Raw genomic sequence first — 18,591 nt, 5'->3', positions numbered from 1 at the left:
TGATATAGTGTGGTTCCGCAAACGTAAGAAAAACGTCTAACGACGTTTATTCAAGGAAGATGACCGCATTTTAGCGGTACTTTTTCTTAGGATCATCGAATCCTTCAGTTTCACCGAAACTTCTGCATTCCATAATCTTAAGAAAAGCTCCTACCGGAGCGTTGATACGAAGTCTTTTTGCTTTTGCCGTGGGATAATCCCCAAGCAAATAATGCGTAGCTTGTACAATTGTTATGATGACCTGAGCAAATTTTCCTACTCTGACAATCATAAGGCCGGTCAAGACCGGCCTCGATGATTATTCATTTGTACAACAGAATCAAATTACTCTGTAGGAATTTTGATTTCGCCGTTGATGATTTTTTCTTTGTACTCGTCCACTTTTGCAAGTATATCCGCAGATACATTGGCAGTTGAAGTATCAGCAATACCTACACCATTGTCCTTCAACGTCAGAGTTTCAGCTCCGCCTTTGAATGTTCCATCAATGATTTCTTGGTTTACTCGCTTAACAGCTTCGTCAACTTTTTTGATCATAGAAGTCAGTGTTACCTCGTCACCAAACTCCAGGGATTGGTCTTTATCCACACCAATAACCCATACATCTTGACCTTGTTTCTTACGAGCGATCGCTTCATTGAACACACCATTACCTGTAGCACCAGATGCGTGGAAGATAATGTCTACGCCTTGATTATACATAGTAGCAGCTGCGGCTTTACCCAAGTCAGGTTTATCAAAAGCACCTGCGTAGTTTGGAATAAATTGGGCGTCAGGATTAACTGCTTTTACTCCTTCTCTGAACCCTACTTCAAATTTCTTAATAAGAGTGCTCTCAGCTCCACCTACAAAACCAATCTTATTAGTTTTAGTAGTCAGGCCAGCAACTACTCCCACAAGGAAAGAACCTTCTTCTTCTGCAAAAGTAACTGATTTAACGTTAGGAGCATCAACTACACTATCAATAATCGCAAGCTTGGAGTCTGGATTTTGATCAGCCACAGATTTAATGGCTTTTTCTAGCTGATAACCGATACCCCAAGTCAGGTCATATCCACCTTTAACGAACTCGTTCAGGTTTGGAATGTACTCTTCATCGGATTTACTTTGCAGGTATTTAACAGCTACACCTGTTTCAGTTTCAGTTGCTTGCAGAGCTTCCCAAGCGGATTGGTTAAACGATTTGTCGTTAACTCCACCTACGTCAGTAACCATACCGATTTTCAAATCGGATTTAGCTTCAGTGTTTTCGCCACCTGTAGTTCCTCCGGCATTTGTTTCCTCTTTCGGTTTGCTACCGCAACCTGCGAGCATAACCGATACTGCCAGCAACATGACCAAAGACAAGCTGAGCATCTTTTTCATTTCTCTGTTCCCCCTTAATGATATATACCTAATTCCTGTCCAGGCCAAAATGGAACGGATCAACAGATCGATAATATGGCTTTTATGCAGAATGTATGGTTTCTTCGACATTAAAAGCGCATTCTTACCACTAAACAATTGTGTCACCTGTCGAAAAACCGAACATTATGACTTGAAGAGAAAATTTTAGGACTAGCCTACTAGAGGTGATTATACATTCAACCCGTGGTAAAATCCAGATGTTTCATCACCAAATCTCACTTATTTTTGCTCTTTTTTTATTGAAAGCGCTTAATAATTTAACGATTTAACACACTAACGTTACAACGATGTGATGTTATATAACAAAAACGTATCACACTCCCTAGAAGGATGTGGAATTCACCTGTTTTTGTTTGCAATATTTCACCGTTCGTATTTTATGTATTATCACAGCCTGTTATTCACCCGTTATATGCTTTCATTGTGCCCTTACAGATTGCAGCATATTCGTCGCGCATAACCAGACTCTTTGGAGTAGATCAATCTTTAAGCCGTAAAAAAAGCCGCCATAGGTACGGCGGCTTGCATAAACAATTTTAAGCGTTGATTTTGCCTTTAGCTACAGTAGCCAAAGAGTTGAACGCATTGATGTCGTTAACGGCCAGATCAGCCAACATTTTGCGGTTCATGTCTACACCAGCAAGTTTCAATCCATGGATCAGTTTGTTGTAAGACAAACCATTCATACGTGCTGCAGCATTGATACGAACGATCCACAGTCTGCGGAAGTTACGTTTTGTGTTGCGACGGTCACGGTATGCGTATACCAGGGATTTCATTACTTGCTCGTTAGCTGTTTTAAAAATACGGTGTTTGGAACCGAAATAACCTCTTGCCAGTTTCAAAACCTTTTTATGACGACGACGTACTACAAAACCGCCTTTTACTCTTGCCATATTAAAAGAACCTCCCAATAAATATTAAATGTATCCGTGGTATGTGTACGGCCTAAGCCGATCCCCCATACGGATTTACTATTTCAAGTTAGCCAGACCTTGTTTCAAACGTCTTACGTCCCCGGCAGCCATTACTGGGTTGCCGTTCAGAACGCGCTTAGCACGTTTTGATTTGTGGGAAAGCAAGTGGTTTTTGTGAGCTTTGTAACGCAGGACTTTACCGGAACCGGTAATTTTGAAGCGTCCTTTCAAACTGCTGTGTGTTTTCATTTTAGGCATTTTGTGTTTCCTCCTCCAATGTTATCAGGCTTTAGGAGCCAGAATCATGATCATACTGCGGCCTTCCAATTTTGGTTGACGTTCGATGGTGCAAAGTTCTGCAACCTCCACCTTAACGCGTTCCAAAATCCGTTGACCAATGGCGGCATGCGCAATTTCACGTCCGCGGTAACGAACGGAACATTTTACCTTGTCGCCTTCTTTCAAGAACTTAACTACATTACGAAGCTTCGTTTGATAATCATGCTCCTCAATATTGGAACGGAACCATACTTCTTTAATGTCAACAATTTTCTGGTTCTTACGGGCTTCTTTGTCTTTCTTTTGTTGCTCATAGCGGAATTTGCCATAGTCCATGATGCGGCATACCGGCGGTTTAGCCTGTGGTGCCACATTGACCAGGTCCAAGTTCAGGTCAATCGCCATTTGCAGTGCTTCCCGAATCGGCGTGATCCCAATTTGTTCTCCTTCAGCTCCGACAAGGCGTACTTCCTTCGCCCGAATCTCATCATTAATCATGTGATCTTTACTAATAACCGTCCACCTCCAGGTCATTTTGAATATCCTGTTACACAAAAATAAAAGGGATGCCGGTTAAGCTACCGACATCCCTGTAATCAACACAATTCTTCATGAGTAAACACTTCATAAATTATTGGGATCGTTGACCAGCCAACATGTTTGTTGATCAGGTGAGAAGTCGGACTTCTACTTGTGATTCCATAGCTATTCATTTAACGCACTTAAATACTATAACATCCTGCAAAACTATTGTCAACGTCTCTACAATATTTTTTTTACAGACATGCTTTCATCCAAGTCAATCATTCATTATCCCTGCTTACTCTGCACCTCATCCAAACGTACAACACGTGTATGTTGAGTATGGCTCCATTGTTTGTTGTTCTGCGTGAAGAACGCGTAGAACGTAATTGGATACCATGAAAGAAGGTAAATCGGGAACAAGATCAGGTACAGATACACTTTGGCAAAAGTAACCTTTTCCAGCGCCATGGACAACAAGAATGTCAGGACATTCAGACCAATCGCTACGAACCCTACCCAAAGCGGGAAGTATCCGTATATGTTTGCGATATGTGGACCACTGAATATCGCTGTATCCACCCACAGGACAGCAGTCATCAGGAACGTAAGCAAAACAACGTACACGTTTGCTCCATACACAGCAAGGTCAAACTTCACCAAGCTTCTTTCCTTGATACTCTGCCACAGCAGCGGGAAGAAATATCTACGCGCAACCGTAAAGTGACCTTGCATCCAGCGAAGACGTTGTCTTGCTGAAGCTTTAAAGGTTAACGGCTTCTCATCAAATACTTTGGCATCATAGTTAAAGACAGGATATACATTACGCTGAACACTGCGCATCGTAAACTCCAAATCCTCAACCAGACTTGTAGCGCCCCAGCCAATTTCCTTGAGCAGGTTGGTCTCGAAGCACATTCCAGTACCTCCGAGGAAATTCGCCATATTCAAATTATGACGGGACAACTGCCACAGACGGTTGATGTACCAGTAAGATACACCATATGCTGCAGTGATCCAGGAATCCTCCGGATTCTTGGTATCAATGTATCCTTGAATTACACGCGAACCATTGCACAAGTCGTCATTCATCTCAAGCAAGAAGTTACGGTCAACCAGGTTATCCGCGTCAAACATGACAACTGCGTCATACTGACGTGGCAATTTCCACAAGTATTTAAGCATCCATTCAATGGCATACCCTTTACCTCTGAGATCAGCATTCGTACGTACACAAGCATTTAATCCATGCTGTCTTACAATTTGAGCCGTTCCATCCGTACAGTTGTCACAAATGACAAACACATCGTACAGATCTTCCGGGTAATCCAGTTGTTTCAAGTTCTCCATCAAAGCACCAATAACTTGTTCCTCATTGTGTGCTGCGACGAGTACAGCGAATGATTTTGTCGCCGGATAATGTTTCTTTTTCTTTTTCTTAATCAGACCGAACAGCGAAAACGTGAATTGGTACACGGCTAGCAGTGCCAGAAGGACCTGCATCGTGACGAATATAGCGTCCAACATCGTTCTCTGTTACCCCCTTTTTTTCAAAACCAGATTACTTTAAATGTTTCTCTTCCTGGATTCTGCACTTTTATTTTTTTGTGATGCGCAGAATATGACCCTGTTCTTTTGTTTACTACGCAAATATTTCAGACAATGTTTCAAGCATGGTTGATGCCAGTTGGCTGCTTTATCGATTTTGTATTCTTTTCAGCCATTTGTCAAAACCGCAATTCCACTTCCTGAAGCAGAAATGTGAACTTTAAACGCTGAATAGGCACCTCGTGATACTCCAACCTCGCATTCATGCCTGTTATATCTTATTTTCAGCCGTTTACTTGATTTTTATTTCTAAAGTCCCTGCTTTTTTCATCAGGCTGATACATATCGACAGAGGCTCTATATCAAATAACGTAAACAGACCTCAAAAAGTTCAGTCTTAAACTTACATTTTTTTAACCGCATTTCAGCCATGTTGAATCATTGTATCTTTTTTAGATAGTCCGAGTCAAAAAGTTAAGTTGGGTGTATATCCACTCTTTAACATGAATTTTACCTTCTTCACATGTGTTCTTCTTGAAAAGGACAACATTTAAAAATATGATAAACATATACCTGAAATAACCTCAAGTTCACGAAAAAACGGTTATATACTATTCAGGACGAAACCGGACACAGCAATTTACCGGAAATACTGCCGCCAACATGGGGCCTGACTGGCAGGAGGCCAATATGAGCCGTTTATTCGTAAAGTTTCAAGAGTATGATCGAAATGTATTTATGTGGATTAATGGTCGACTTCATAATCGATTTATGAACTTTTGGCTGTATTATTTCACCCATCTGGGCGGAGCAACATCTTCTATTGCAGTATCCTTACTAATCTGGCTGCTGGCTCCCGCTCCTTGGAGTACAACAGGACTTCAGGCATGCATCGCTCTAGCGGTTAGCCACATTCCCGTAGCAATCGCCAAAAAACTGTATCCGCGCATTCGGCCTTACCTGGCCCTACCGGATACGATTACGTTCCGCAATCCCCTGACGGACCATTCGTTCCCTTCAGGGCATACTACTGCCGTATTCTCGGTTACGGTTCCTTTTATGACGATGGAGCCGTTCCTGTTGCTGTTGTTACTCCCTGTTGCATTAATTGTCGGATTTTCACGAATTTACCTGGGATTACACTATCCCTCAGATGTTCTCGCAGGTGCTACGATCGGTACTTTAGTCGCACTTGCAACTGTTGCTTTATGGACATAATGTGAATATGTTAGACTAAGGAAAACCTAGCAGGAACAGGTGAAGCAAGCGTGGAGAAAAAAAGAGTATTACTATTATCTGAAGGCTTTGGCGCTGGTCATACTCAAGCCGCTTATGCGCTGTCCAGCAGTTTGCGAAAACTTTCGCCGAATGTGCAAACCAAAGTGCTTGAGTTGGGGAGTTTTCTGAACCCCAGAGTTGCGCCACTCATCATTACAGCGTACAAAAAAACGGTCATTAACCAGCCCAAGCTCATCGGGTATGTATACAGGCACCAATATAAAAAATCCTTGAACCGGCTGACTACACTCGCGTTGCATAAACTGTTTTATACCCATACACGCAGTATTGTCCGTCAGCTTCGTCCGAATGTTATTGTATGCACCCACCCTATTCCCAGTGCTGTCATATCCAGACTGAAACGTCTGGGTGTGCAGGTTCCACTTTGTACAGTCATCACCGATTATGACGCGCACGGGACATGGATTAGCCCAGAAGTGGATCTGTATCTTGTTTCTACAGATGAGGTAAAGTCCAAATTAATGCTGCGGGGTGTATCTTTAGACAAAATTCGCGTTACCGGCATTCCGATCCACCCCAACTTCTGGGAACATCCCGGGCGGGACGAGATCCGAGGGAAATTCAATTTGAAGAACATGCCTACTGTGCTTGTGATGGGCGGTGGTTGGGGAATGCTTAGTGATGAAGTAGTTAACCAATTATTGACACGCTGGCATGAGGATGTTCAGATTATTTTCTGCCTTGGCCGCAATGACAAAAGCCGAATCAGCATGGAACAAAATCCGTTTTATAAAAAAGATAATATCCATATCATCGGGTACACCAATGAAGTGGACAAATTAATGGAAGTATCTGATCTCCTGATCACCAAGCCGGGTGGAATGACATGCAGTGAAGGGTTGGCAAAGGGAATCCCCATGCTGTTCCATAATCCCATACCGGGTCAGGAAGAAGAAAATGTTCAGTATTTCACCGCACGAGGTTTGGGGGAGCCCATTACTTCCCTTGATGTTGTTGTGAAATGGATGAATAAACTGCTTCATAACTACCCTGACATTGTTCGCAAACGCAAACGCCACATGGCGCAGATTGCCAAGTATCACCCAATGCAAAGCGCACAAAGTATTATCGACCTTCTGGATCTGCGTCCCTACTCGGCAGACCAAGCCAGACTGTAACGGCTTCAAACAAGCCTGCATGTACACAGCAAAGGTGCCTTCGAATCGAAGGCACCTTTTTTTAATATGAAGAATAGTACAAACTATTGAATACCAGCCGACTTCAAGTAATCCTGCCACTGCTTGGTATACTCGGTCTGAATCTTCTCAAGGCCTGCCTGTTTGGCTTTTTCCATAAATGTATTCAGACCCGCTTCTACATCCTCCACCAATCCCACATTTAACGGATAGAGATACTGCTTCTCTACCTGCTCCAGTGCAGCTTTCTCAGCTTGATATGGCGTCCAATCCTCAGCAAATCCAGTAAAGATATCCGGCTTTTTCATTTTGTCCAGCTCTTTGAAAATAGCCAGTACGTCATCAAAGCTCTTATCATAGAGCATGAATTCCGGATTACGCCAAGCCCAACCATTCATGCCTTCGCGCGGAAATCCATTGGTCTGGGCATCGCCAACCATTTTATAATAACCGTCTTGAACTTCAAAGTTCTTGCCTTCCACACCATATTCGGTAAGCCAGTTGTAACGTTTGTCGGTAACCAGTTTTTCATAGAATGCAAGTGCTTTCTCCGGGTTTTTGCTGCTGCGCGGAATTGCAAAACCATTGTGGATCGGGTGAACTGGTTGTGCAAACCCTTTGGCATTCGGGTAAGGGAAATAACCGAGCTTCCAATCCGGGTGAGTGGACTGGACCTTGATCACATCCGCATTAAATTTGTTCGGGTTCTCACCCGACAGTACAACAGCCGATTTGCCATTTTGCAGCAATGAGTTGGACGTATCCTTTACATTCAGCACGTTTTTCGGAAAAAAGCCTTTGTCCATCCAGCGTTTGTACGTTTTCAGGTCCTCCAGATGCTGTGCAGACCCCCAATAGGAAGTGATATTGGATGGTGTGTCATACATGATGTCCAGACCATAAGGGAGCTGACCTGCCGTATTCACCAGCTTGGATGTCAATTGTCGAATACCATGGGTATGGTTCGCATTGCTATCCGCGATTGGAATCATATTCGGTGCATTGGCTTTGATACCCTCCAGATAGGCTTCGAGTGTCTCCAGAGATTCCGGTTTGGGCAGATTGTACTTCTCACGCAAATCCTCACGGTACGCAATACCCTCAGTAACATATTCAGTCCATGTCGATGGTACAGTATAGATCTTGTCATTGACTTTTACCGCGTTCCACATGTCATCAGGTACATAAGCTTTGAGCGTTGGTGCTGCCTTAGGCAGTAATTCATCCAGAGGCAGGAACGCTCCTTTTTTCGCATAGGACTGATAGAACGTCCAATCCGCGGTAAAAATCAGATCAATCGGTTGACCGGAAGACAGCAGCAATTTGTATTTTTGGTCCCAGTCTGTCCAGGAGGTATAGTTAAATTTCACATTGACGTTCAGATCAGCCTCAGCCAGCTTGTTGATTTCCGACTCAATCACAGGCAGATCCTTGGGGGCATCACCAAGCATGTAGAATTGCAGTGTTACCTTCTCCCCTTTGTTCTCAGAAGAACCTCCCTGCTCACTTCCTTGCGCAGATCCCCCCGAACCGTTATTACATGCGGCAAGCACCCCGGCAAACAACATCAGGGCAAGTACCATAGACAGGTGCCGAATTGTTTTGTTACGCATACGCATCCTCCCTTTTTGTGGTCAACCTTATATGTTAGCGCAGACACGCCATGATTCAGACGCAGACGGATAGACAGCTATCCCGCCATCTGCACCCACAGCGCGTGCACGTTCTAACCTTTCACCGCACCAATGGTAAGACCCTTGACAAAGTACCGCTGCACAAATGGATACAGGAACAAAATGGGTCCAGTAACCACAATAGCCATCGCCATTTTGGTCGATTCGGTAGGTACATCCTGGCTAAGAGTTATGCCGGTACCAATCGCCATCTGGTCAATGAAGGTAATCGTGTTCATGGTGTTATACAAATAGAATTGCAGCTGGTACATATCCGGGTTGTTAATGAACAAGGATGATGTGAACCAGTCATTCCAGTATCCCAGTGCCAGAAATAACCCTACAGTGGCAATGCCGGGCATCGCCAGTTTCAGTACTACGCTAAAGTAAATGCGGAAATCATTCGCACCATCGATTTTGGCTGACTCAATCAGCTCATCCGGAACGGTTGACCGAATGAAGTTTTTCATCAGGATAATGAGAAAAGGCGTCATCAATCCCGGAAAAATCAACACCGTATACGTGTCCGTAAGATTGAAATAATTTGCAAGCATGATGTACCAAGGAACCAATCCCCCACCAAAGAGGGTTGTAAAGTAGATGAAAAATGAGAAAGCGTTCCGGTACTTGAAATCTTTGCGTTGCAGTACAAATCCCGCCATCGTAATAAGAAATAGTCCAAGGGCCGTACCCACAACGGTTGTAAATACCGTCACGCCATAAGCTTTGAGCACCTGGGTCGGAAATTTGAACACCATCTTATAACCTTCCAAGGAGAAATCGGTGGGAAAGAGGTGATACCCGTCTCTTACAATCGATTCGTTGCTGCTGAATGAGCCGGATAAAATCAAAAGAAATGGAATGATGCAGATTAAGGAAAGAATCAGGATCATGCTGTAAGCGATGATTTGAAACAACAAGGTGAATTCCGTATCTCGGGTACGCGTGTGCATAGTAGGTCTCCCTTCTGCCTATTAGAACAAGGCGTAGTCCTCATTCACTTTACGGATGATATAGTTGACGGTCATGATCAGGATAAAACCGAACAGCGATTGATACAGACCAGCCGCAGTAGCCATTCCGATATCAAACGTCACTTTCAGGGAACGATACACATACGTATCGATGATATCTGTAGCGTTATATAAGACACCGTTATTTCCAATGAGTTGGTAAAAGAGATCAAACTGTCCCTTCATAATGCTCCCGAGCGAGAATAACAACAGGATGACAAAGGTCGGTTTTAGCATCGGTACGGTGATGTACCAAATGCGCTGAAAGATATTGGCCCCGTCAATCCGGGCGGCCTCGTAATACTCATCGCTGATCCCTGTAATGGCTGCAAGGTAGATGACCATGCTGTAGCCGAGATTTTTCCACAGATAAAAAATGATGATCAGAAACACCCAGATCCAGGGTGTGTTGTAAATATCAACAGGCCCCGCCTCAAAACGTTTGAGTACCGTGTTCACAAAACCGGATTCATAATTGAACATGTTGTAAGCGATTACACTTAATAGAACAAACGAGATAAAATACGGTAAAAACATGACCGACTGCGTAATTTTCTTAAACACTTTTCCCCGAATTTCACTGAGCAAAATCGCACAGAAGATCGCTAGCCCGTTTCCTAATATAATGAAGGCCAGATTGTACCCCACCGTGTTGGTTGTCAGCTTCAGCAGCATTCCGGATTGCCACAGAAACTTGAAGTTCTCCAGGCCCACAAATGGGCTGCCGAACAATCCACCTTCAAAATCATAGCGGGTAAACGCATAATAGATGCCGACCATCGGAAAATACGAGTTAATCAGAAAAAAGATCAGTGTAGGCAGCAGCATGAGAAACATGATTTTGTTTTTGTTCAATTCTTTGAGCATGGCTCGATCCCTCCCGAATTTCTTACGGCGCGGCGCGCAGTGGAGCTCTGTTTTTATTGTAGTTGCCCTAAGTGCTACCGGATACTGAATCATTCGGCCGGATCATGAACGATTCTGCGAAACAGAATATGAACAATATGAACGAACACTGAAATGAATGCCTGAGCGTTCACAAAAGTTGATATCGTGCATAGGTTGAACCTAGTGAACAATAAAGCGAAAGTTGAACTTTAGCTACGGAAATCGGCCATAGAATGCTGTCCACCGTTGATGTAAACGCATACATACTATATAATTCGAAATACATCCGTGATTCACCACACCCATATTATGAATTCTCATCCTTCGCTATGAAGTCTAACTTTGTTCATCCAAAACAGGAGGTCCACGGGAGGAAAGGTCATGCGCAAACGTTCAGAGGACAGCCAGAAAGTGTTTGCACGGATTCTCATCGGCATTATTGTTAGCACTGTTGCCACCTTACTTGTGGCTTCTACCATTTTGTACGTCAACTATAATCGTATTGCCCTTCGGCAGGTCTACCGAACCGATATGAACGGTCTTACCCAGACCAGTCGGGAAGTCTCCAAGATGACCGAGACCGCCAAATCACTGTCTTATCAGATTTATCAGGATTACACCATCTCTGCCCTGTTGCTCTATTCAAATCCGAGTATCTATGAAATTACGTCAGCGATGGAACAACTCGACAACTATCGCATGTCCCTCCCTTTTATCGAATCCATCTATGTATATAACTCCAAAAATGATGAGTTCTTTATCAGCTCCAATGAGGTTCGAAATGGACAACAGTCCATCTCGGAAATTGACGATCAAGGAATTACAAGTATCCTCGACCGTTTCCATGATTACAAACCTTTTGTCCCCATTCCGCGGACTTACCAAGTTGGCTCCACCGAGGAAACTCAAGTCAGCAGTTATACGTACCTCTGTTACGACACGATCAATGACAATGCTACACTGAATTATGCTGTTGTCGTAAATATTAAGGACGACTGGCTCAGTCCCAATATGAACTCAGCTGATCAGCCAGGGAAAACGTTTATTATCAATGAACAGGGACAGTTATTGTCCGATTTCAGCAATCGTGCGCTAATGAAAGATTTGTCCAATGAAACGTTTATGCAGCCAATCCTAGAAAACACGGAGCAGTCCGCCTATTTTACGGCAGAGGTTGATGGAATAAAGTCACTCATTACCTACACTGCTCCTGATAACCTGGGGTGGCGCTATGTAAGAATAACGCCTTATGACCTAATCACCTCAGATATTCGTAATATGCGGACACACACCGTTCTGTTTTGTATTGGGCTATTAATTGCGGGATTGCTCTTATCCTACCTCGTGTCCCGGAAGCTATATCATCCCATTGATAAAGTGCTTGTCCGTATGCGTGTGATGGAAGCGGAGCGTCGTGGCAGTCTGCACCTATTACGACAGGATTTTCTGCGTGGGGCTTTGCAAGGACGTGAAACGGTATCGGGAGGCATGCTGGAGGACAGAATGAAGTTCTACGGCTCTTCTGTTGATGTTCATCGTCTAACAAGACTGGTACTGCTTCGTATTGATCATTTTACCGATTTCAGCGATACCTACAGGGATGAAGTCCAACTTATAAAATACGCGATGATAAACATTTGCACGGAAACGGCTGACCTTTACTACCACACCGAAGCTGTGGATATGGGCAGCGATCTGATCACACTTATCTTTAATGATAAAGTTCAGGATGAAGCTGATGATGAGTATTGCCCCATTGAGGACCTGCTGCGCATGATGCAGGCTGCCGTGATGACACATCTAAGATGTTCCATTTCATTTACCATCGGGCCAGTGGAAGATTCACTGGAAAACAGTATTGCTTCTTATACTCGATCAGCAGAAGCTTCTCTTCATCGTTTGTTCATGGGTCCTGGATGCCTGATTTACACCTCGGACATCATGGCGTACCATTCCAAAGAATATGCTTTCCCTGTTGGAAAAGAGAGACAGTTGATTGATTACCTGATGACAGGCAAGACAGGCGAAGCCAAACAGGTCTATGCAGACATCGTGAGCGAAACGGCAACATATCCATTTACCGTATTTCAACTGGCTCTGTCCCATCTGACCATGACTCTGAATCATGTGAGAAACACACTCAAAAAGAACAACCAGCTTACACTTGAATCCATCTCCGACCGTTCGATGCTGCCGATTCATGATGCCGAGGATCTCAGTGAAGTTCACGCCCACTTCTATCGCATGTTTGACGAGCTTGGATCCAAAGTTGAGGAGAAAAGAACGCTTAAACATGAGGAACTCATTCGCAAAATTAACTGCATTATTGAACGAGATTACGCAGACACCAATCTTTGTCTGACCTCAATTGCAGATGAACTAGCCATGTCACCCATCTATGTCAGCAGACTCTATAAACAACTAACGTTAAAAGGTCTAACCGATGTTATTAACGAGACCCGCATAGCCAAAGCGCAATTCCTGCTCATTGAGACGGAAAACTCTGTAGCTGATATTGCTGAGCAAACCGGGTTCACCAACAGTTCTTATTTCTATCGGATGTTTAAGAAATTCAACGGGGTTACTCCCAACGATTATCGACGTAAGGAGCTTCATTCGGAGCTTTAGCAGAAGTAAAACGAATTTCCACAAGTGACGTCATGAGGTTTAGTTCATCGAAAATAGCAAAAAAAGCGTGATATGAGAGTCTGGTAGCCAGATGCATATCACGCTTTTTTTATAATATCACTCTTGATCTTCGCCAGACTCGTCCGCAGCTTCCCGAACTTTATACTTGTCCAAGCGGATTTGTTGATACTCGCGCAAGGCCTCTTCACCAACGATAACTTCAACCCGGTGAATGTTCATGCCTTTGCCCATGAATTTCTGCTCATACTCTGTCATGACATGCTCTTCATTCAATCCATCACGGTGCAGGTTCAGAGACAAATTGGTCATTTGCAGACCAAAGTCGGCAATTGCATTGAGAGAGAAATCAAACAATGTTTCCGAATCTGTTTTGAAATGAATCTGTCCTTTGGTGTTAAGCAGTTCCGTATATTTCTTCAGGAAACGTGGATGTGTCAAACGACGACGTGCATGCTTGGCTTTCGGCCAAGGATCGCTGAAGTTCAGATAAATCCGTTCCAGTTCTTCCTGTTCAAATACTTCCTCAATCTGTTCGATATTAGCCAGCGCCAGCTTCAGGTTGGGTGGTGTCTCCACTTCTGCCTGACTCCATGCTTTCCGAGCCTTCTCGCTGGCACGACGCACCAATTCATCATACATATCAATACCGATAAAATTAAATTCCGGATATTTATAACTCATTTGGCTGATAAATTGACCTTTACCCATGCCAAATTCCACAAAGATTGGATGGTCATTGCCAAACAGTTCAGACCATTTTCCTTTGTACTGTTTGGGATCAAGAACAACGAGGTCAACTTGTTGCTCCAAATTTTCACGAATCCCTTTTCTGCCACGTAAACGCATCTTATTCCTCCGTTTATCCATACTTGTCTCAGAATCATTTTGCCGAAGAACTGGCTAATTGTAAAGAGCAATGAAAAAGGAATCTTCGGATCTGCCACTTTGGGGCAAATCTCAAAGATTCCCTCTTCGATTTATTTGGAATTGGGGTCCAACTACTTTAATAGTTCATAGTCTACCTTATCTTGGTGTGAAAAATCAAATGTCTTTTCGAAAGCATCGCGAACTTTTTGTCTTGCAGCCGCTTTCACTTTCGGATTGCCATTGAAACGAACACCTGTCAAAGCCAGAGCTTCTTCTGCCGTCAGTTCTACAGAAACATGATGAAGATCATTATTTTTAAATTGGGAATTCATTCATATCACCTCACGGTATAGTATGGTCCATGACGTCAACATTGATTCAAATGCTATGATGAATAGTACCCATTAGATGGTGTCTGACGCTGGTTTAAATATAACATAATGTGTAAACTATAGCAAGGATAAAACCTCGTTTCTACGGCCTATTTTTGCGACTAGATTCCCCTTTTTTTGAGTTTTTTGATACAATGGTAAAAGTTCAAAAAGAGTCGAATTCGGTAATAGAATAAGCAAGCCATTAGGTAAACCAAAGGAGTACCCTGAAGATGAATGCACCTTCAATACAACCTCCTCTTCTGTGGGGAGATAAACGATTCCATACCTGGAATTACGAAATGAGAGACGAATTTAACAATAAGGTTTTCAAAGTGATGCTGGATGCAGGTTTCACCTGCCCGAACCGAGATGGATCTATCGCCAAAGGAGGCTGTACATTTTGCAGCGCTCGTGGATCGGGTGATTTCGCCGGTAGCAGACGCGATGATCTGGTCACCCAATTTAATACCATTCGGGATAAACAGCATCTGAAATGGCCTACAGCTCACTACATTGGCTATTTCCAAGCCTATACCAACACATACGCACCCGTTGAAGAACTGCGTGAATACTTTGAAGAAATCTTGAAGCAGCCCGGTGTCGTGGGACTGTCCATCGCCACTCGCCCTGACTGTTTACCGGATGACGTCGTTGATTACTTGGCTGAATTGAATGAACGCACCTACCTATGGGTTGAGATGGGTCTGCAAACCATTCACGAGTCCACGTCAACCCTAATTAACCGTGCGCATGATACGCAGTGTTATGAGGAAGCCGTTGCGAAGTTACGCAAACGGAATATTCGGGTGTGTACACATATTATTTACGGACTGCCTCAGGAAACCCATGAAATGATGCTGGATACCCGACGGGCTGTTGCCAACATGGATGTGCAGGGAATCAAAATTCATCTACTTCATCTGATGCGCAAAACGCCAATGGTGAAGCAGTATGAAGCCGGGCTCCTTCGTTTCCTGGAACAAGACGAGTACATTAAACTCATCGTCGATACGCTGGAGATGCTTCCACCGGAAATGATTGTACACCGTCTTACAGGTGATGCACCGCGTGATTTGCTGATTGGGCCAATGTGGTCCATGAACAAATGGGAAGTTTTGAATTCGATTGATCGTGAGCTGCGTGAGCGGGATTCCTGGCAAGGTAAATACTGGAGGGGTGCTTAAGATGGGCTTTCTTTCGGTTTTAAGTTGTGCCCATCAATGGATTTCTTCCCGGCTACAGCCTGGAGATTTAGCTATTGATGCAACGGTTGGAACGGGGGCGGATACTCTGTTTCTGGCACAAAAAGTTGGTAAACGTGGTCAAGTCATTGGTTTCGATATTCAGAGCGAGGCACTTACCTTGGCACAAGCCCGTATTCGCAAACAAGAGAATAGCGCAAAATTAGGCTCCATCTCCATGCTTCAATTAAGCCATGATCGAATGGCTGAGGCCGTTCCTGAAACATGGCAGGGTAATGTCGGTGCTGTAATGTTCAACCTGGGATACCTGCCTTCGGAAGATGCGGACTCCACCATAATTACGGAAACAGACAGTACTATTGCTGCTCTCCAGGCTGCACTGGCATTGCTCAAGCCGCGCGGCATTATTACCGTTGTGCTGTATCCAGGTCATGATGGAGGATCACAGGAAGCGGATGCGGTATTGGAGTGGTCCTCTGCTCTACCTGTAGAGCAGGCACAAGTGGTGATTTATCGCCAATTGCAGCGTGATGCCTCTCCTTTTCTGATTGGCATCGAGAAAAAATAATTTCCTTTGTCCCACAAATGCAATAAACTAGACACAATCGCAACAAAGCACTCTTTGGGTTTAATTTATGCGATTTGTGTACTACATAAAGACGTGCAACCGTATTCACTGTTACATTCATGCCAACTACGCGGTCATGATTGATTAAAGCGATCCACCATTTCATATACTAGAGGAGAGATTAGGAATGCCTACGCCATACCCACTGCAATTTCAACCAGAGTTCAAAGAACGTGTATGGGGAGGTCGCGCGCTGGAGCAATTCGGCCTGACGCCGCCTGAAGGACATATAGGAGAAGGCTGGATGATTGCGGATCATCCCAATGGTACAACCAAGGTATTAAATGGAGCACTTGCCGGAAAAGGCCTCGATGAAGTCCGTGAACAACTGGGCACAGCTTGGCTTGGAACCAAAGGAGTTTCGGAAAAGGGCGGACGATTCCCGCTTCTGATCAAACTGCTTGACTGTAACGATGATCTGTCCGTACAAGTTCATCCAACAGATGATTACGAAGTGCTCCCTCCTGGCGAGCTTGGCAAAACGGAAATGTGGTATGTGCTTGATGCCAAACCAGGAGCTCATATCATTTACGGCTTGAATGAAGGCGTTGATCGTGAAGTACTGAAGGAAGCGCTGGAAAATGGTACGGTCATGGATACCCTTCGCCAAGTACCTGTAGAGGCTGGAGATACGTTCTTTATTCCTGCGGGAACGGTACACGCTTTATGTGCAGGTGTCGTTGTGGCTGAGATTCAGCAAAACTCGGATACAACATACCGGATTTATGATTATAATCGTCCAGGCCTGGATGGCAAACCACGTGAGCTGCATGTTGAGGATTCATTGAATGTAACGGCTTATGAGGGTGCTGGCGCCACGACGATGAAAACCAACAACGCAACTCCAGGTGAGTGGCTGAAGCTTGCGGAATGTCCATACTTTGTAGTGGAAAAAGGGATTGTTACAGGACGTTGGGAGCTCTCTACAAGTGCTGAAAGCTTCACTATTCTTGTGGTCTGTGAAGGTAGCGGAACGCTGGAGTGGGATAACGCGGAATCGGATAAAATCGAATTGAAAGCTGGACAATGTTACTTACTGCCTGCCAACCTGGGCTCCTATACGCTGGATGGCAACACTACTGTTCTTCGCTCTTATTTGCCTTAATTGAATAATCAACTATCTATTCAAGGGTGAATTCCCTGATTTGAACTGGCTTTAATGTGACCTGTGAAGGAGGATTTACACGAGATGCAGGAATCTACCTTTAGCCTGGTTGGCAATGAAGGTACCCGTATTCATGTGTACCGCTGGCTTCCCGATCCGGAGTGCAACATCAAAGGTGTGGTCCAGATTGCACATGGCATGAGCGAGACTGCTGCCCGATATGCTGAATTTGCCCAACATCTCACCACGCACGGCTACGCGGTCTACGCAAATGATCATCGTGGTCATGGTAAAACGGTCGAAAACTCGAATTTGTTGGGCAATGCCGGCGTCGATGCTTTCCGCTGGATGGCGAGTGACATGATGAATCTGGGCGAAGTTGCCGCCAAAGAAAACCCTGATGTGCCCCTCTTTTTGATGGGGCATAGCATGGGGTCGTTTTTGGTACAGCATCTAATGTATGCTGGCCACGAGCGTTACCATGCATTTATTTTGTCCGGCACCAATGGCAAGCGCGGTCTTCTTCGGATTGGAGAGAAACTGGCTTTCTTGCAGTGTGGCATTCAGGGGACGGGTCATCCAAGTATGCTGCTCAATGCGCTCGTATTTGGCGGATTCAACCGTTCTTTCCGTCCGGCAACCACGCCGTTTGATTGGCTGTCTCGGGACTCCGAAGAGGTCAAGCGGTTTATGGATGACCCTTTGTGTGGAGCCGTCTGCTCTGCAGGTTTTTTCCGTGATTTCTTCAAACTGCTGTTGGACATTCACTTGCCGCGCAACATGAAACGTATTCCTAAGGATAAATCTGTATATCTGTTCTCGGGTGAACAAGATCCGGTGGGACTTCATGGCAAAGGAGTGCTTAACCTGGTCTCCCAATATCGAGAGCTTGAGCTTGAGGATATTGAACACCGCCTCTATCCGGGGGGGCGCCACGAAATGCTGCATGAAACGAATCGGACTGAGGTTGCCGGGCATGTCGTGGAGTGGCTGGAGAGGCATACGTCCGACTACAGTGCCTATCATTCCACAGCACACGCAGAAACCGCCGATTCCATATAATGCGACACAAATTACCTATACA

The 18,591-nt window shown here is 44.5% G+C and carries 18 protein-coding genes; 7 read left to right on the top strand and 11 right to left on the bottom strand.

Annotated elements, in window-relative coordinates:
* Positions 1-70: 70 nt before the first annotated feature.
* The 6 genes from AC4PM4_RS18475 to AC4PM4_RS18450 all read right to left on the bottom strand — a co-directional run bounded on the left by AC4PM4_RS18475 (position 71) and on the right by AC4PM4_RS18450 (position 4,652).
* Complete coding sequence (locus AC4PM4_RS18475; RefSeq protein WP_491614256.1) at positions 71-271, bottom strand: hypothetical protein; 201 nt, start codon at positions 269-271, stop codon at positions 71-73.
* Between the two features lie 53 nt (positions 272-324).
* Entirely contained in the window at positions 325-1,365 is a 1,041-nt protein-coding gene (locus AC4PM4_RS18470) for a BMP family lipoprotein (RefSeq protein WP_488731375.1), read from the bottom strand.
* Between the two features lie 578 nt (positions 1,366-1,943).
* The gene (gene rplT, locus AC4PM4_RS18465; RefSeq protein ID WP_017689664.1) at positions 1,944-2,303 is read right to left on the bottom strand and encodes a 50S ribosomal protein L20; all 360 of its coding nucleotides are present in this window, start codon (positions 2,301-2,303) and stop codon (positions 1,944-1,946) included.
* Positions 2,304-2,381: 78 nt separating this feature from the next.
* A complete protein-coding gene (gene rpmI, locus AC4PM4_RS18460; protein WP_062320217.1) occupies positions 2,382-2,582 on the bottom strand; it encodes a 50S ribosomal protein L35 in 201 nt (66 codons plus the stop codon).
* Positions 2,583-2,606: 24 nt separating this feature from the next.
* Complete coding sequence (gene infC / locus AC4PM4_RS18455) at positions 2,607-3,101, bottom strand: translation initiation factor IF-3 (RefSeq protein ID WP_024628309.1); 495 nt, start codon at positions 3,099-3,101, stop codon at positions 2,607-2,609.
* Positions 3,102-3,413: 312 nt separating this feature from the next.
* Entirely contained in the window at positions 3,414-4,652 is a 1,239-nt protein-coding gene (locus AC4PM4_RS18450) for a glycosyltransferase family 2 protein (RefSeq protein WP_063564191.1), read from the bottom strand.
* Positions 4,653-5,363: 711 nt separating this feature from the next.
* Here AC4PM4_RS18450 and AC4PM4_RS18445 point away from each other — a divergent pair.
* Positions 5,364-5,891 (top strand): phosphatase PAP2 family protein, encoded by a 528-nt coding sequence (locus AC4PM4_RS18445; protein WP_063564190.1) that lies wholly within the window; start codon positions 5,364-5,366, stop codon positions 5,889-5,891.
* 50 nt (positions 5,892-5,941) lie between these two features.
* Positions 5,942-7,090 (top strand): MGDG synthase family glycosyltransferase, encoded by a 1,149-nt coding sequence (locus AC4PM4_RS18440; RefSeq protein ID WP_400346563.1) that lies wholly within the window; start codon positions 5,942-5,944, stop codon positions 7,088-7,090.
* Between the two features lie 83 nt (positions 7,091-7,173).
* Here AC4PM4_RS18440 and AC4PM4_RS18435 read toward each other — a convergent pair whose 3' ends face one another.
* From AC4PM4_RS18435 to AC4PM4_RS18425, 3 genes are all read right to left on the bottom strand, one after another.
* On the bottom strand, positions 7,174-8,727 hold the full coding sequence (locus AC4PM4_RS18435; RefSeq protein ID WP_491614255.1) for an ABC transporter substrate-binding protein: 1,554 nt from the start codon (positions 8,725-8,727) through the stop codon (positions 7,174-7,176).
* 107 nt (positions 8,728-8,834) lie between these two features.
* The gene (locus tag AC4PM4_RS18430; protein ID WP_491614321.1) at positions 8,835-9,674 is read right to left on the bottom strand and encodes a carbohydrate ABC transporter permease; all 840 of its coding nucleotides are present in this window, start codon (positions 9,672-9,674) and stop codon (positions 8,835-8,837) included.
* Positions 9,675-9,755: 81 nt separating this feature from the next.
* Positions 9,756-10,661, bottom strand: coding sequence for an ABC transporter permease (locus AC4PM4_RS18425; protein WP_063564186.1), 906 nt, complete (start codon positions 10,659-10,661; stop codon positions 9,756-9,758).
* Between the two features lie 402 nt (positions 10,662-11,063).
* Between AC4PM4_RS18425 and AC4PM4_RS18420 the strand changes: the two genes are divergently transcribed.
* Positions 11,064-13,310, top strand: a complete 2,247-nt coding sequence (locus AC4PM4_RS18420) for an AraC family transcriptional regulator (protein ID WP_491614254.1) — start codon at positions 11,064-11,066, stop codon at positions 13,308-13,310.
* A gap of 117 nt (positions 13,311-13,427) precedes the next feature.
* On the opposite strand, the gene trmB is transcribed toward AC4PM4_RS18420, so the two are convergent.
* Complete coding sequence (trmB, locus tag AC4PM4_RS18415; RefSeq protein ID WP_064639506.1) at positions 13,428-14,177, bottom strand: tRNA (guanosine(46)-N7)-methyltransferase TrmB; 750 nt, start codon at positions 14,175-14,177, stop codon at positions 13,428-13,430.
* A gap of 152 nt (positions 14,178-14,329) precedes the next feature.
* Positions 14,330-14,530: a hypothetical protein gene (locus AC4PM4_RS18410; protein WP_491614252.1), complete on the bottom strand. Its 201-nt coding sequence runs from the start codon at positions 14,528-14,530 to the stop codon at positions 14,330-14,332.
* Positions 14,531-14,802: 272 nt separating this feature from the next.
* Between AC4PM4_RS18410 and mnmL the strand changes: the two genes are divergently transcribed.
* The 4 genes from mnmL (at position 14,803) to AC4PM4_RS18390 (ending at position 18,569) form a co-directional block, all read left to right on the top strand.
* Entirely contained in the window at positions 14,803-15,756 is a 954-nt protein-coding gene (gene mnmL / locus AC4PM4_RS18405; RefSeq protein ID WP_491614251.1) for a tRNA modification radical SAM protein MnmL/YtqA, read from the top strand.
* 1 nt (position 15,757) lies between these two features.
* Positions 15,758-16,342 carry a tRNA 5-(aminomethyl)-2-thiouridylate-methyltransferase MnmM gene (gene mnmM / locus AC4PM4_RS18400; protein ID WP_491614250.1) on the top strand — a complete coding sequence of 195 codons (585 nt, stop codon included), beginning with the start codon at positions 15,758-15,760 and terminating at the stop codon, positions 16,340-16,342.
* 187 nt (positions 16,343-16,529) lie between these two features.
* Positions 16,530-17,507, top strand: a complete 978-nt coding sequence (locus AC4PM4_RS18395) for a type I phosphomannose isomerase catalytic subunit (protein WP_491614249.1) — start codon at positions 16,530-16,532, stop codon at positions 17,505-17,507.
* Positions 17,508-17,591: 84 nt separating this feature from the next.
* Positions 17,592-18,569, top strand: a complete 978-nt coding sequence (locus tag AC4PM4_RS18390; RefSeq protein ID WP_491614248.1) for an alpha/beta fold hydrolase — start codon at positions 17,592-17,594, stop codon at positions 18,567-18,569.
* Positions 18,570-18,591 lie beyond the last annotated feature (22 nt).

It is taken from the genome of Paenibacillus sp. MDV22-iso6 (assembly GCF_058408365.1).
The sequence above is the reverse complement of the archived record's forward strand: the minus strand, read 5'-3'. Positions and strand labels throughout refer to the sequence as shown.